Origin of the sequence: Sulfitobacter faviae (assembly GCF_029870955.1) — a bacterium.
Lineage (GTDB): Bacteria > Pseudomonadota > Alphaproteobacteria > Rhodobacterales > Rhodobacteraceae > Sulfitobacter > Sulfitobacter faviae.
In genome coordinates this window covers 644,327-657,251 of sequence record NZ_PGFQ01000001.1, presented here as the reverse complement: position 1 = coordinate 657,251, position 12,925 = coordinate 644,327, and the positions used below count along the sequence as shown (strand labels likewise).

The 12,925-nt window shown below is 65.3% G+C and carries 12 protein-coding genes and 2 pseudogenes; 12 read left to right on the top strand and 2 right to left on the bottom strand.

Translation table 11 applies throughout. The features are described 5' to 3' along the window. The first annotated feature begins 9 nt into the window (after nucleotides 1–9). From CUR85_RS03515 to gap, 6 genes and pseudogenes are all read left to right on the top strand, one after another. Nucleotides 10–1,017 (top strand): BMP family protein, encoded by a 1,008-nt coding sequence (locus CUR85_RS03515; protein ID WP_067262144.1) that lies wholly within the window; start codon nucleotides 10–12, stop codon nucleotides 1,015–1,017. Further along, nucleotides 1,018–2,565, top strand: coding sequence for an ABC transporter ATP-binding protein (locus tag CUR85_RS03510; RefSeq protein WP_067262145.1), 1,548 nt, complete (start codon nucleotides 1,018–1,020; stop codon nucleotides 2,563–2,565). It abuts the gene before it with no gap. Continuing rightward, nucleotides 2,555–3,604 (top strand): ABC transporter permease, encoded by a 1,050-nt coding sequence (locus CUR85_RS03505; RefSeq protein WP_067262148.1) that lies wholly within the window; start codon nucleotides 2,555–2,557, stop codon nucleotides 3,602–3,604. Before CUR85_RS03510 ends, CUR85_RS03505 begins: the two co-directional genes overlap by 11 nt. Next, nucleotides 3,604–4,548 carry an ABC transporter permease gene (locus tag CUR85_RS03500; RefSeq protein WP_067262155.1) on the top strand — a complete coding sequence of 315 codons (945 nt, stop codon included), beginning with the start codon at nucleotides 3,604–3,606 and terminating at the stop codon, nucleotides 4,546–4,548. The genes CUR85_RS03505 and CUR85_RS03500 overlap by 1 nt, the downstream gene beginning before the upstream one ends. Before the next feature lie 141 nt (nucleotides 4,549–4,689). Continuing rightward, on the top strand, nucleotides 4,690–5,970 hold the full coding sequence (locus tag CUR85_RS03495) for an amidohydrolase family protein (protein ID WP_067262156.1): 1,281 nt from the start codon (nucleotides 4,690–4,692) through the stop codon (nucleotides 5,968–5,970). A 147-nt stretch (nucleotides 5,971–6,117) separates the two neighbouring features. Beyond that, a pseudogene (gap, locus tag CUR85_RS03490) lies at nucleotides 6,118–7,118 on the top strand (type I glyceraldehyde-3-phosphate dehydrogenase). A gap of 39 nt (nucleotides 7,119–7,157) precedes the next feature. Here gap and CUR85_RS03485 read toward each other — a convergent pair. Then, nucleotides 7,158–7,685, bottom strand: a complete 528-nt coding sequence (locus CUR85_RS03485; protein ID WP_067262160.1) for a winged helix DNA-binding protein — start codon at nucleotides 7,683–7,685, stop codon at nucleotides 7,158–7,160. 198 nt (nucleotides 7,686–7,883) lie between these two features. On the opposite strand from CUR85_RS03485, the pseudogene CUR85_RS03480 reads away from it, so the two are divergent. After that, nucleotides 7,884–8,949: pseudogene (locus CUR85_RS03480) on the top strand (Hint domain-containing protein). A gap of 36 nt (nucleotides 8,950–8,985) precedes the next feature. On the opposite strand, the gene CUR85_RS03475 reads toward CUR85_RS03480, so the two are convergent. Next, nucleotides 8,986–9,555, bottom strand: coding sequence for a TlpA family protein disulfide reductase (locus CUR85_RS03475; protein ID WP_067262164.1), 570 nt, complete (start codon nucleotides 9,553–9,555; stop codon nucleotides 8,986–8,988). Nucleotides 9,556–9,578: 23 nt separating this feature from the next. Between CUR85_RS03475 and argH the strand changes: the two genes are divergently transcribed. From argH to lysA, 5 genes are read left to right on the top strand one after another with little or no spacing between them, the layout of a single operon-like run. Further along, nucleotides 9,579–10,970: an argininosuccinate lyase gene (gene argH / locus CUR85_RS03470; RefSeq protein WP_067262166.1), complete on the top strand. Its 1,392-nt coding sequence runs from the start codon at nucleotides 9,579–9,581 to the stop codon at nucleotides 10,968–10,970. Then, nucleotides 10,967–11,146 (top strand): hypothetical protein, encoded by a 180-nt coding sequence (locus tag CUR85_RS03465; protein WP_067262173.1) that lies wholly within the window; start codon nucleotides 10,967–10,969, stop codon nucleotides 11,144–11,146. The genes argH and CUR85_RS03465 overlap by 4 nt, the downstream gene beginning before the upstream one ends. Before the next feature lie 8 nt (nucleotides 11,147–11,154). After that, nucleotides 11,155–11,304 (top strand): hypothetical protein, encoded by a 150-nt coding sequence (locus CUR85_RS03460; RefSeq protein WP_156505620.1) that lies wholly within the window; start codon nucleotides 11,155–11,157, stop codon nucleotides 11,302–11,304. Further along, nucleotides 11,304–11,621 carry a DUF2834 domain-containing protein gene (locus CUR85_RS03455; protein WP_067262174.1) on the top strand — a complete coding sequence of 106 codons (318 nt, stop codon included), beginning with the start codon at nucleotides 11,304–11,306 and terminating at the stop codon, nucleotides 11,619–11,621. The genes CUR85_RS03460 and CUR85_RS03455 overlap by 1 nt, the downstream gene beginning before the upstream one ends. Before the next feature lie 27 nt (nucleotides 11,622–11,648). Beyond that, a complete protein-coding gene (gene lysA / locus CUR85_RS03450) occupies nucleotides 11,649–12,914 on the top strand; it encodes a diaminopimelate decarboxylase (RefSeq protein ID WP_067262175.1) in 1,266 nt (421 codons plus the stop codon). Nucleotides 12,915–12,925: the final 11 nt, after the last annotated feature.

Sequence of the window (12,925 nt, the reverse complement as noted above, 5' to 3'; positions counted from 1 at the left end):
GGGATAAAAATGACACAACGCAATTTCACACGCCGCTTCCTATTGGGCACGGCGGCCATGCTGGCGGGTGCCAGCCTTTTGCCGCAGGGCGCGCTGGCCGCCGAGCCGATCAAGGTCGCGGGCGTCTATACCGTGCCGGTGGAACAGCAGTGGGTCAGCCGCATCCACAAGGCCGCCGAGGCGGCGCAGGAACGCGGCGACATTGAATATACCTTCACCGAGAATGTCTCCAACACCGATTACGCGCGGGTGCTGCGTGAATATGCCGAGGCCGGTAACCAGTTGATCGTGGGCGAGGTTTTCGGCGCCGAGGCCGAGGCGCGCGAGGTCGCCGCCGATTACCCCGAGGTTGCCTTTCTCATGGGTTCCAGCTTCAAGCAGGACGATGCGCTGCCGAATTTCGCGGTCTTCGACAACTACATTCAGGACGCGGCGTATCTGTCGGGGATCGTAGCAGGGTCGATGACCGAGAGCGGCAACATCGGCATGGTCGGCGGCTTCCCGATCCCTGAGGTGAACCGCCTGATGCATGCCTTCATGGCCGGTGCGCGCGAGATGAACCCCGACATCAAGTTCCAGGTCAGCTTCATCGGCTCCTGGTTCGATCCGCCCAAGGCCAAGGAAACCGCCTTTGCCATGGTCGAGCAGGGCGCCGACGTGCTTTATGCCGAGCGCTTCGGCGTCTCGGACGCGGCGCAGGAGAAGGGCGTGCTGGCGATCGGCAACGTGATCGACACCCAGGCCGAATACCCCGAGACCGTCGTCGCCTCCGCCCTGTGGCATTTCGAGCCGACGCTCGATGCCGCCATCGCCGCGGTGAAGGCGGGCGAGTTCAAGGCCGACGACTACGGCCGCTATTCCTTCATGGCCGAGAACGGCTCCTCGCTGGCGCCTCTGGGCACCTTCGAGGGCAAGGTCCCGCAGGAGGCGATGGACCTCATCGAGGAGCGCGAGAAGGCGATCCGCGACGGGTCCTTCACGGTCGAGATCAACGACGAAGAGCCGAAGTCCAACTAAATGACCGATCAAAACCCCGAGGCGCAGGTGGTCCTGCGCCTCGATGGCATTACCAAGCGATTTGGCAAGCTCACCGCCAATGACGCGATCTCCTTCGATCTGCGGCAGGGCGAGGTCATTGCCCTGCTGGGCGAAAACGGCGCGGGCAAGACCACGCTGATGAATATCCTCTTCGGCCACTACACGCCCGACGAGGGCCATGTCGAAGTGTTCGGCGAACGCCTGCCTGCCGGCAATCCGCGCGCGGCGCTGGCCGCCGGTGTCGGCATGGTGCACCAGCATTTCACGCTCGCGGACAACATGAGCGTTCTCGAAAACATCGTCCTCGGCACCCGCTCAATCTGGCGCCCCGGCTTTGGCCGGGCGCAGGCGCGACAAAAGATCGTGGCGCTGATGGAGGACTACGGTCTGCGCGTGGACCCCGATGCGCAGGTCGGCAGCCTCAGCGTGGGCGAGCGGCAGCGGGTCGAGATCCTGAAAGCCCTCTACCGCGAGGCGCGTATCCTGATCCTCGACGAGCCGACCGCCGTGCTGACCCCGCAGGAGACCGAGGACCTCTTCGCCACCATGCGAAAAGCGGTCGCCCTTGGCCTTTCGGTCATTTTCATCTCGCACAAGCTGCACGAGGTCATGGCGATCTCCTCGCGCGTCGTGGTGCTGCGACATGGCAAGTTGGTAGCCGAAGCCAAGACCACCGAGACCGACCGCGCCGCGATGGCGCAGATGATGGTGGGCTCCGAGGTCGCCGCCCCTGTTGTGCGCCGTGCTGATCCGGGTGCCGCGCTGGTGACGCTGCAAGGCGTCAGCACCCCGGACGTCGGCAGCGCTCCGGGGCTGAAGAATGTCGATCTGGAACTGCGCGCGGGCCAGATCACCGGCCTCGCCGGGGTTTCCGGCAACGGGCAGACGGCGCTTGCGGACCTCATCGGCGGCCTCATTCGCCCTGCCTCCGGCACGTTTCATGTGAAAGGCGACGCCCCGCGCGGCTGGTCGCCCCATGCCGCCATCGGCGCGGGCATCGCCCGCATCCCCGAGGACCGGCACAAGACCGGCACCATCGCCGATTTCGACCTCACCGAGAACGCGGTGCTCGAGCTTTACTCTCGCCCCGGTTTTTCCCGCCACGGCTGGATGAACTGGCGCGCCGCCCGCGATTTCGCCGCCAAGATCATCAAGGGCTACGACGTGCGCTGCCCCGGCCCCGAAACGCGTATCCGCCTTCTGTCGGGCGGCAACATGCAAAAGCTGATCTTGGGCCGGGTGCTAGAAACCGCGCCTTCGGTGGTGCTGGCCAACCAACCGGTGCGCGGCCTCGACATCGGGGCGCTCACCTACGTGCACGAACAACTCTTGGCCGCCCGCGACCGCGGCGCGGCGGTGCTGCTGATCTCGGAAGACCTCGACGAGGTCACGGCGCTGTCGGACGTGATCCACGTGATCTCCGAAGGCCGCCTTTCGCCCCCCTTCGCACGCGGCGCGCTCACCCCCGCCGAGCTCGGCGTCTGGATGGCGGGCGATGGATTCGAGGAGACCTCCCATGCGGCTTGAACCCGTCGCCAACCCCACATGGACCCGCTCGCTGGGCCTGCCCGCGCTGGCGCTGCTCGCCACCGTGGTTATCGCCTCACTGCTCGCGATGGTCGCCGGTGCACAGCCGTTCTCGGTGCTGGGCCTCATCGTCAAGGGCGCCTTCGGCTCGAAGTTCGCCCTGCTGGAGACGCTCAACCGCGCCACCCCGCTGATCTTCACCGGGCTTGCCGTCGCCGTCGCCTTCCGCGCGAAACTGTGGAACATCGGCGCCGAGGCGCAGCTTTACATGGGCGCGGTGGTCACCGTGGTGCTGGGCACCGGCGCGCTGGCATGGCCCAGCTTCGCGCTCCTGCCGACGATTGCCGTCGCCGCCATGCTCGCCGGGGCCGTGGTGCTGCTGGTGCCGACCTTCCTCAAAACCCGCTTCGGCGTCGATGAGGTGGTCACCACGCTTCTGCTGAACTTCGTCGTGCTGCTCTGGGTCTCCATGCTGCTCGAAGGGCCGCTGAAGGACCCGATGGGCCTCGGCTGGCCCAAGTCCGCGCGGCTAATCGGGGAGGCGCGTCTGCCGCGCATCGCCGAGGGGCTGCGGCTGCACTGGGGCTTTGCCCTCGCGCTGATCTCGGCCCTCGTCGTCTGGGTGATCCAGCGCCGCAGCACGCTGGGCTACGAGATGCGCGCGGTGGGGCTGAACCCCGCCGCTGCACGGTTCGCGGGCATTCCGGTGAATGCCGTGCTGATCAAGACGGCGCTCTTGTCGGGCGGCCTTGCCGCGCTGGCGGGCTTTTCCGAGGTGGCGGGGCTTAAGGGCAACCTCACCTTGGATATCTCGCCGGGCTTTGGCTACACCGGCATCATCGTCGCCATGCTGGCGCTCTTGAACCCCTTGGGCGTGGTGGTCGCGGCACTCTTCGTCGCCGGCATCTTCGTCGGCGCCGACAGCATGAGCCGCGCCGCGGGCGTGCCCACCTACCTCGCCGACATCATGCTGGCGCTGGCGCTGCTGGCGATGGTGCTGGCGATCATGCTCACGAAATTCCGGGTGAGGCGCGACTGATGGATATTTTCGACATTCTCCTTCAGGCGAGCTTCTGGACCGCCGCGATCCGCATCGCCTCGCCGCTGATCTTCGCCGCCTTGGGCGAGCTGATTTGCGAGCGGGCCGGGGTGCTGAACCTTGGCATCGAGGGCATCATGGTCGTCGGCGCTTTCGCCGGCTGGCTTACCGTCTACCTCGGCGGCGGGCTGTGGTTCGGCGTGGCGGTGGCGATGCTTTCGGGCATGTCCTTCGGCCTCGTGCACGGTGTGCTGACCGTGCCCTTCGGCCTCAGCCAGCATGTCGTGGGCCTCGGCATCACGCTTCTGGCAACCTCGCTCACATACTATTGCTACCGTCTGGCGCTGCCCGAGGTAACCTCGCCCCCCAAGATCGAGGCCTTCCAGCCGCTGGAAATCCCGCTTCTGTCCGACATCCCGGTGATCGGTCCCGCGCTCTTCAACCAGACCCCGCTGACCTATCTGGCCTTCGCGCTGGTGCTCGTGGTCACGCTGGTGCTCTACCGCACGCCCATGGGCCTCGCCCTGCGCGCGGCGGGGGAGAACCCGGCGGCGGTCGAGGCGCAGGGGCTCAGCGTCTCGGCGATCCGCATCGGCGCGGTCATGGTCGGCAGCGGGCTGATGGCCGTGGGCGGGGCCTTCCTGACCATGTCGGCCTTCAACTCCTTCTTCTTCGAGATGGTCAACGGCCGCGGCTGGATCTGCATCGCGCTGGTGGTCTTCGGCTCGTGGAAGCCGGGCAAGACGCTTCTGGGCGCGGTGCTGTTCGCGGCTTTCGACGCGTTACAGATCCGCGTGCAGCAGACGCCGCTCGGGGCCGATATTCCCTACCAGATATTCCTGATGGCGCCCTATATCCTGTCGATCCTCGCGCTTGTCGTCATGTCGCGCCGGGCGCAGGTGCCAGCGGCGCTGATGGTGCCCTTCAACAAAGGTGAGCGCTGACTGAAGCGCTTCCTTTCAACCGTTCCGTCCGGCCGCAGGCCGGACAGCCCCCGACCGCCCCCTGGGCGGGGGCTTCACCCCCACCCGCGGCCGGGGGCTGCCCTTTGTGGTTGCCCGCATAGCCATGAAAAGGACCAACCCATGTTCGACCTCATCATCAAAGGCGGCACGCTCCCCGACGGACGCCGCACCGACATCGGCATCAAGGGCGACCGCATCGCCGCCATCGAAGACCTCTCCACGGCGCAGGCCCGCGAGACCATCGACGCCAGCGGCGACCTCGTCAGCCCGCCCTTCGTTGACCCGCATTTCCACATGGACGCCACGCTCAGCTACGGCACCCCGCGCATCAACGCCTCGGGAACCCTGCTCGAAGGCATCGGCCTCTGGGGCGAGTTGAAGGAGGTGATGACCCAAGACGAAGTCAAAGCACGCGCGCTGGAATATTGCGACTGGGCCGCCTCGCTCGGCCTTCTGGCGATCCGCAGCCATGTCGACACCTGCGACGACCGTCTTTTGGGCGTCGAAGCCCTACTCGACGTGCGCGAAACGGTGAAGGACTACATCGACCTGCAACTCGTCGCCTTCCCGCAAGACGGGCTCTACCGCGACCCCACGGCGCATGAGAACACGATCCGTGCCCTCGACATGGGCGTCGACGTGGTGGGCGGCATCCCGCATTTCGAACGCACCATGGCCGACGGCGCCCGCTCCGTCACCGCGCTGTGCGAGTTGGCCGCCGAACGCGGCCTCATGGTCGACCTGCATTGCGATGAGACCGACGACCCCCATTCGCGCCACATCGAGACGCTGGCCTATGAGACTCAACGCCTCGGGCTGCAGGGCAGGGTGGCTGGCTCGCATCTGACCTCGATGCATTCGATGGATAATTACTACGTCTCGAAACTGCTGCCGCTGATGGCCGAAGCGCAGGTCGCCGCGATCCCCAATCCCCTGATCAACATCACCCTGCAGGGCCGCCACGACAGCTTCCCGAAACGCCGCGGCCTGACGCGGGTGAAGGAGATGCAGGCCATGGGCATCGACGTCGGCTGGGGGCAGGACTGCGTGATGGACCCGTGGTATTCCATGGGCACGGGTGACATGCTCGACGTGGCCTTCATGGGGCTGCACGTGGCGCAGATGACCTCGCCCGAGGAGATGCGCCGCTGTTTTGACATGGTGACGAATGTGAACGCGCGGATCCTCGGCTTGCAGGACTACGGGCTGCGCGTTGGCGCGACCGCCTCGCTGGTGGTGCTGGACGCGGGCAACCCGATCGAGGCGCTGCGCCTGCGGCCCGACCGGCTCTGCGTCGTGGCCAAGGGCCGCGTGATCTCACGCCAAGCGCGCAACGACGCGCGGCTCAGCCTGCCGGGGCGGCCCGACAGCGTGCGCCGCCGCCATAGCGCACATTCGTAAAACCGGGCTGAAAACAGGCCCAAAATCGGCGCCTTGAAACCGGGTGCCGATTTCCTACCTCTGGCCAATTGAACTCCATCACACCCAATGCTATGTTAGCGCTAACCGCGCCAATCCGCCCGAAACCGGGCCACCGGAGGACTCACCATGACCACTAAAATCGCCATCAACGGCTTTGGCCGCATCGGACGCTGCGTGCTGCGCGCGCTGATCGAGAACGGCTTTGACGGGATCGAAGTCGTTGCCATCAACGATTTGACCGATGCCGAGAACCTGCTGCACCTGCTGAAATACGACTCCGTCCATGGCCGCCTGCCGGTGGATGCGGAATTGAAGGACGGCACCCTGCATGTGGCGGGCCAGAGCATCCGCATGACGGCAGAGCGCGATCCGGCGATGCTGCCCTGGGGCGACGTCGATGTGGCCTATGAATGCACCGGTTTCTTCACCGCCCGCGATGCGGCGGCGAAACATTTGGAGAATGGCAGCAAACGCGTGTTGATCTCGGCCCCCGGCAAGGGTGTGGACCGCACCGTGGTCTACGGCGTCAACCATGACGAGTTGACCGGCGAAGACGTGATCGTCTCCAACGCCTCCTGCACCACCAACTGCCTCGCCCCGTGGCCAAGGTGCTGGACGATACTTTCGGGATCGAAACCGGCTATATGACCACGATCCACGCCTATACCGGCGACCAGCCGACCCATGACAGCCCGCACCGCGACCCCTATCGTGGCCGTGCCGCCGCCCTGTCGATGGTGCCCACCTCGACCGGCGCCGCCGCCGCGATTTCCGAGGTGATCCCGCATCTGAAAGGCGTGCTCGAAGGGTCCGCCGTGCGGGTGCCGACGGCCAATGTCTCGCTCGTGGACCTGTGCATCATGCCCAAGAAACCCGCCACGGCAGAGGCGGTGAACGCCGCCATGCAACAGGCGGCCGATGGCGCGTTGAAAGGCGTGCTGGCCTATGAGCCCGCGCCGCTCGTCTCGACCGATTTCAACCACGACCCGCATTCCTCCACCCTCGCGCCCGATCAGACGCGGGTGACCGATGGCGGCATGATCCGCGTGGTGAGCTGGTATGACAATGAATGGGGTTTCTCGAACCGCATGAACGACACCGCGCGCGCCATTGCCGCGCTGATCTAAGCTTTGGCAGGCGCGGGGGGCAGCCCTCGCGCCCGCGCTCTACAGCGAGGCCGCCGCGCGGCTCGCTTGGTCATATTGCCCCGACATCGCCCGAAGCTGCGCCGCAATCTTGCGCAGTTCCTCGCCCGAGATATCGGTGCGCGGCAAGCCATCCAGAAAACACGCCTGACGGATCGCGCGATAGGCTTCGCATAGCTCGGCGCCCGCAGGCGAGGTGCGATAGAACACCTCCTTGCCGCGCTTCTCTGCGCTCAGCAATTCGGCCTTCACCAGCTTGCGCAGCGCGTAGTTCACCGTATGCGTGTCTTCGATGTTGAGCAGGAAGCAAATATCCGTCAGCCGCTTTTCCCGGCCCCGGTGGTTGGCGTTGTGCAGCACGAGGATTTCCAGCGGCGTCAGATCGCCATTGCCCGCTGCCGCCATGCAACGCGACATCCAGCGCGTGAAGGCGTTATAGGCAATGATCATGCCATATTCGAGTTCGGAGGCCTCCCAGCCATCGCCCTCGGCCAAGTGACGTGAAGAGACGATCCGGCGTGACGGGGTGGGGGGTACTTCTTCCGACATGCGGTGCCTCCGGCTGTTTGACCCCTCTGACGTTACCAAGACGCTGACAATTTACAAGCGTTTCGCGGCGCTTCTCCGGTGCGGCAGGGGCAAAGATCAATTTGCAACAGGTTGCGCCGCCACATTCACGCCATCTTTCGCGCGGCCCCCGGCTTTGCTAGGCTGCTGGCAATAATAAACGAGGCAGGCAGAGCAGTTATGAAAACGGGCTTTCGGGGCACGTTTGTCATCAGCTGGTCGCAAACAGAGATCGACGGTCTGGAGGCCGCGCCGGTGCAGTCGCTCGAACTGGGCTCGGCCTGGGCGTGGCGCGGGGATACCATCCGGGTGGATGGGCCGAATGATGTGCTGCGGCTGGATATGGCGGACGGGGCAGAGCGGCTGCGCAAACGCGCGGCCCGCAAGGTGCAGCGCCTGATCGGGGCGGCACTAGAAGAGGGGGGCATGCTGCCGCCCGCGCCGCGGCGCGCCGTGGGCACGGCCCCGCTGCCCGATGACAGCTTCATGGCCACCAATGGCGCGCGGACCTATACCGTCACCCTGATCGACGCAGGCCCGGGGCGGATGCCGCTGCTGATGTTCGTCGATGAACTGCCCCGCGCGACAGTGAGCTTTGGGTGATGCACAGCACCCTGACCCCCGCGCGCGATGACCGGCCCGAGCGCGGCGGGGTGATCTGTTTTACCCCGGCACCCGCATCCGGACCCCCAAGGGCAGCGCCTTGATCGAAGAGTTGCGCGAGGGCGATCTGATCCAGACCAAGGACAATGGCGCACAGCCGCTGGAGTGGATCGGCAGCCGCCGGATGACAGGCGCGCGGCTACATGCCATGCCGCATCTGCGCCCCGTGCGCTTCCGCCCCGGTGCCTTGGGGATTGCCCAGCCCGACGCCCCGCTGCTGGTCTCGCCCGATCACCGGATCGTGCTGCAAGGCGCTCAGGCCCGTGATCTGTTCAACTGCGACGAAGTGCTGGTCGCCGCCAAGGACCTGATCAACGGCCGCAGCGTGGCCAGCGATATGTCCCTGCGTGAGGTGACCTATGTCCATGTGTTGCTGGCCGAACATCAGGTGATGTGGGCCAATGGGGTCGAAACCGAGAGCTTTCACCCCGCCTCGGCCCCGCTCACCAGCCTTGGCGCGCAGGACCGGGCGCGGCTGCTGGCGGCCTATCCGCAGCTTGAGACGGACCCGCACAGCTATGGCGGTTTCGCGCGGCGCAATCTCAGCACTTCGGAGGCGGCGATCCTGCAGCATGTGGCCTGAGGGCCGGGCCCGGAGGCCCGACCCCGCGTTAGGCGCTTAGCTCTCGGCGCCTTCTTCGATCAGGGCTGCGATGATCGCCCGTGCGCTGTCGGAATCCCATTTCGCATCGCCCTGCAACCGGGCAATCTCGCGCCCCTCACGGTCAAGGATCACGCTGATCGGCAGGCCGAATACGCCCATCTGGCTGGCGAGCTTTTGCTTCGGGTCTTGGTGGCGGGGCAGGCTGTCGACGCCGGCTTCCTCGAAGAACCGTTTGATCCCTTCTTCAGAGTTGCGCCCCGTGGCGATGGTCAGCACCTGAAAATCATCGCCGCCGAATTCCTTTTGCAGGGCATTCAACTGCGGCATTTCCTTGCGGCAGGGTGCGCACCATGTGGCCCAGAAGTTCACCAACACGACCTTGCCTTCGTAATCCGCCAGCGACATCGCCTCGCCATCGTCCTCACGCTCAAAGGTCACGTCAGAGGCCGCCTGCGGCGCGTCATGGATCACGAGTTTCTTCATGTCCCCTTCGCGCAGCCCCGCGATGTCAGCCGTTCCGGCAAGGGCGGGGTTTGCACCTGCGACAAGCAGCGTATAAACGAGGCCGAGCACAAGATTTTTCATACGTCCCTCCAAGGGTATTCAACATGACCGACACGACCTCGAACAAAATGTGGGGCGGGCGTTTCGCCGCCGGACCGGATGCGATCATGGAGGCGATCAATGCCTCGATCGGGTTCGACAAACGGATGGCCGCGCAAGACATCAAAGGGTCGCGTGCCCATGCCGCCATGCTGGCAGCCACAGGCATCCTGACTGATAACGACGCTGACGCGATACGGGAAGGGCTTCTCACAATCTTGTCAGAGATCGAAGAGGGCCGGTTCGAATTCTCCGCCGCGCTCGAAGACATCCACATGAACGTGGAGGCACGGCTGAAAGACCTGATCGGAGAGCCCGCAGGCCGCCTGCACACGGGCCGCAGCCGCAATGACCAAGTCGCGACCGATTTCAAACTCTGGGTGCGCGACCAATTGGACGCCGCCGATGAGGGGCTGCAAGCCCTGATCCGCGCGCTTTTGTCTCAGGCCGAAGCGGGGGCCGATTGGGTCATGCCGGGCTTTACGCATCTGCAAACCGCGCAGCCCGTGACATGGGGGCATCACATGATGGCCTATGTCGAGATGTTTGGCCGTGACCTGTCGCGCATCCGCGATGCGCGGGCGCGGATGAACGAATGCCCGCTGGGCGCCGCCGCATTGGCTGGCACCTCCTTCCCGATCGACCGCGAGATGACGGCAGAGGCGCTTGGTTTCGACCGGCCCGCCGCGAACTCCCTCGACGCCGTGAGCGACCGCGACTTCGCGCTGGAATTCATGTCAGCCGCCAGCATCTGCGCCATGCACCTGTCGCGCTTCGCCGAGGAACTGGTGATCTGGTCCTCCGCGCAGTTCCGCTTCGTGGCGCTGTCGGATCGCTTCTCGACCGGCTCGTCGATCATGCCGCAGAAAAAGAACCCCGATGCCGCCGAGCTCATTCGCGCCAAGGTGGGCCGCATCTTTGGGGCCAACACCGCCCTGATGATGGTGATGAAGGGGCTGCCGCTGGCCTATTCCAAGGACATGCAAGAGGACAAAGAGCAGGTCTTTGACGCTGCCGACAACCTGATGCTGGCGCTGGCCGCGATGACCGGCATGGTGGGCGACATGACCGCCGAGCGCGAGAACCTTGCCGCCGCCGCGGGCTCGGGCTTCTCCACCGCCACCGATCTCGCCGACTGGCTGGTGCGCGTGCCGAACCTGCCGTTCCGCGACGCGCATCAGGTGACCGGCACGCTGGTCGCCATGGCCGAGGCGCAGGGCTGCGATCTGCCCGACCTGACGCTGGAGCAGATGCAATCGGTCCATGCCGAGATCACGGCGGATGTTTTTGATGTGCTCGGCGTCGAAAATTCGGTAAACTCGCGCATGTCTTATGGCGGCACCGCGCCCGCGCAGGTGCGTGCCCAGATCGCGCGTTGGAAGGAAATCCTGAAGTGAAGCGCCTCCTTGCGGCCCTTTCCCTGTTGAGCCTTGCCGCCTGTGGCGCGGATGGTGAACCGGTGCGGCCCACGGCGAGCAGCAGCATCACCATGTCCTCGTCGGGCATCTCGGTAGGCACGGCGGTGGGGCTGCGCCGCGGGCCGTTCTCCGTCTCGCTCGGGGCCGGGTCGTGAGGCCGCTGTTGCAGATCACACTGGTGGCCGGGGCGCTTGCCTTGGCCGCTTGCACCCCGCCGCAGCCCAGCCCACGGCAGGCCGCGCCGACACCGCCGACCGAGCCGGGGATCAGCCTGTCGGGCTATGCCACCGTCGGCGTGGTCAAGAGTTTCTGATGTCGCTTTTGCGGATGCTCTACCTCGCCCTCGCGGTCTGGGGGGCGGTGCATCCGATGTATTACTTCGTCACATGGTTCAACGCCGAAGGCTGGAGCCTGAGCGCCATGGTGGACGCATGGCACGCCAATGCCGCCGCCAGCGGGCTGGTCTGGGATCTGACCATCGCTGCCGTCACTTTGACCATCTGGATCATTGCCGAAGTGGCCGTGCGGCGCAATTTCCTCAGCCTGATTGCCATTCCCGCCACGTTCTGTATTGGGGTGAGCTGTGGCCTGCCGCTCTATCTTTTCCTGCGGACAGCGCCCATCAGATAAGCGGTGACGACATGGGGCCAAGCGCAGATGGATCATTTTCTCTATAAAGACGGTGTGTTGCACGCCGAAGACGTAAGCCTGGCCGAGATTGCCGCTGCCGTGGGCACGCCTGTCTATGTCTATTCCACCGCCACGCTGCTGCGCCATTTCCACCTTTTTGACGATGCGCTGTCGGGGATGGACCATCTGGTCTGCTATGCGATGAAGGCCAATTCCAACCAAGCCGTCTTGCGCACGCTCGCGCAGGCGGGGGCGGGGATGGATGTGGTTTCGGGCGGGGAATACCGCCGGGCCAAGGCGGCGGGCGTGCCGGGCGATAAGATCGTCTTCTCCGGCGTTGGCAAGACCCGGGAAGAGATCGAACTGGCGCTGACGGGCGGCATCCGCCAGTTCAACGTCGAGAGCGAACCGGAGATGATCCTGCTGGATGTCGTGGCGCGCGAAGTGGGCAAAGTGGCCCCGATCACCATCCGCGTGAACCCGGATGTAGACGCGAAGACCCACGCCAAGATCGCCACCGGCAAGAGCGAGAATAAGTTCGGCATCCCCATCGCCCGCGCCCGCGAAGTCTATGCCATGGCGGCCAAGCTGCCGGGGCTCGAGATCATGGGCATCGACGTGCATATCGGCAGCCAGTTGACCGATCTCGCCCCCTTTGAGCAAGCCTATGGCAAGGTCGCGGAACTGACAGAGGTGCTGCGCGCCGATGGCCATGACATCCGGCGGCTCGACCTTGGCGGCGGCTTGGGCATCCCTTACGAGCGGTCGAACTCCGCCCCGCCGCTGCCCACGGATTACGGCGCGATGGTGCAGCGCACGCTGGGGCATCTGGGCTGCGAGGTCGAGATCGAGCCGGGCCGCTTGATCGCAGGCAACGCAGGTGTGCTGGTGAGCGAGGTGATCTATCTCAAATCCGGCGAGGGCCGCGATTTTCTGATCCTCGACGCCGCGATGAACGATCTGATCCGCCCTGCCATGTATGACGCTTGGCATGACATCGTGCCGCTGAACGAACCCGCCCCGGGGGCCGAACCGCGCCCCGTCGATATCGTGGGCCCGGTCTGCGAATCCGGTGATACTTTCGCCAAACAGCGGATGATGCCGGTGCTGGGCTCAGGCGATCTGGTGGCCTTCCGCTCTGCCGGGGCTTACGGCGCGGTGATGAGCAGCGAGTATAATTCGCGGCCCCTGATCCCCGAGGTGCTGGTGAACGGCGATCAATTCGCGGTTATCCGCCCACGGCCAAGCTTTGACGAAATGATAAACCGCGATACCATCCCTGAATGGCTTTGACGGCATCCCGC

What these genes read in the sequence shown, in the direction of transcription:
- CUR85_RS03505 (WP_067262148.1), top strand. Translation starts at nt 2,555, where the DNA reads ATGCGGCTTGAACCCGTCGCCAACCCCACATGGACCCGCTCGCTGGGC.
- CUR85_RS03495 (WP_067262156.1), top strand. Translation starts at nt 4,690, where the DNA reads ATGTTCGACCTCATCATCAAAGGCGGCACGCTCCCCGACGGACGCCGC.
- CUR85_RS03475 (WP_067262164.1), bottom strand. Translation starts at nt 9,555, where the DNA reads ATGAAAAATCTTGTGCTCGGCCTCGTTTATACGCTGCTTGTCGCAGGT.
- CUR85_RS03485 (WP_067262160.1), bottom strand. Translation starts at nt 7,685, where the DNA reads ATGTCGGAAGAAGTACCCCCCACCCCGTCACGCCGGATCGTCTCTTCA.
- CUR85_RS03500 (WP_067262155.1), top strand. Translation starts at nt 3,604, where the DNA reads ATGGATATTTTCGACATTCTCCTTCAGGCGAGCTTCTGGACCGCCGCG.
- argH (WP_067262166.1), top strand. Translation starts at nt 9,579, where the DNA reads ATGACCGACACGACCTCGAACAAAATGTGGGGCGGGCGTTTCGCCGCC.
- CUR85_RS03515 (WP_067262144.1), top strand. Translation starts at nt 10, where the DNA reads ATGACACAACGCAATTTCACACGCCGCTTCCTATTGGGCACGGCGGCC.
- CUR85_RS03510 (WP_067262145.1), top strand. Translation starts at nt 1,018, where the DNA reads ATGACCGATCAAAACCCCGAGGCGCAGGTGGTCCTGCGCCTCGATGGC.
- lysA (WP_067262175.1), top strand. Translation starts at nt 11,649, where the DNA reads ATGGATCATTTTCTCTATAAAGACGGTGTGTTGCACGCCGAAGACGTA.
- CUR85_RS03455 (WP_067262174.1), top strand. Translation starts at nt 11,304, where the DNA reads ATGTCGCTTTTGCGGATGCTCTACCTCGCCCTCGCGGTCTGGGGGGCG.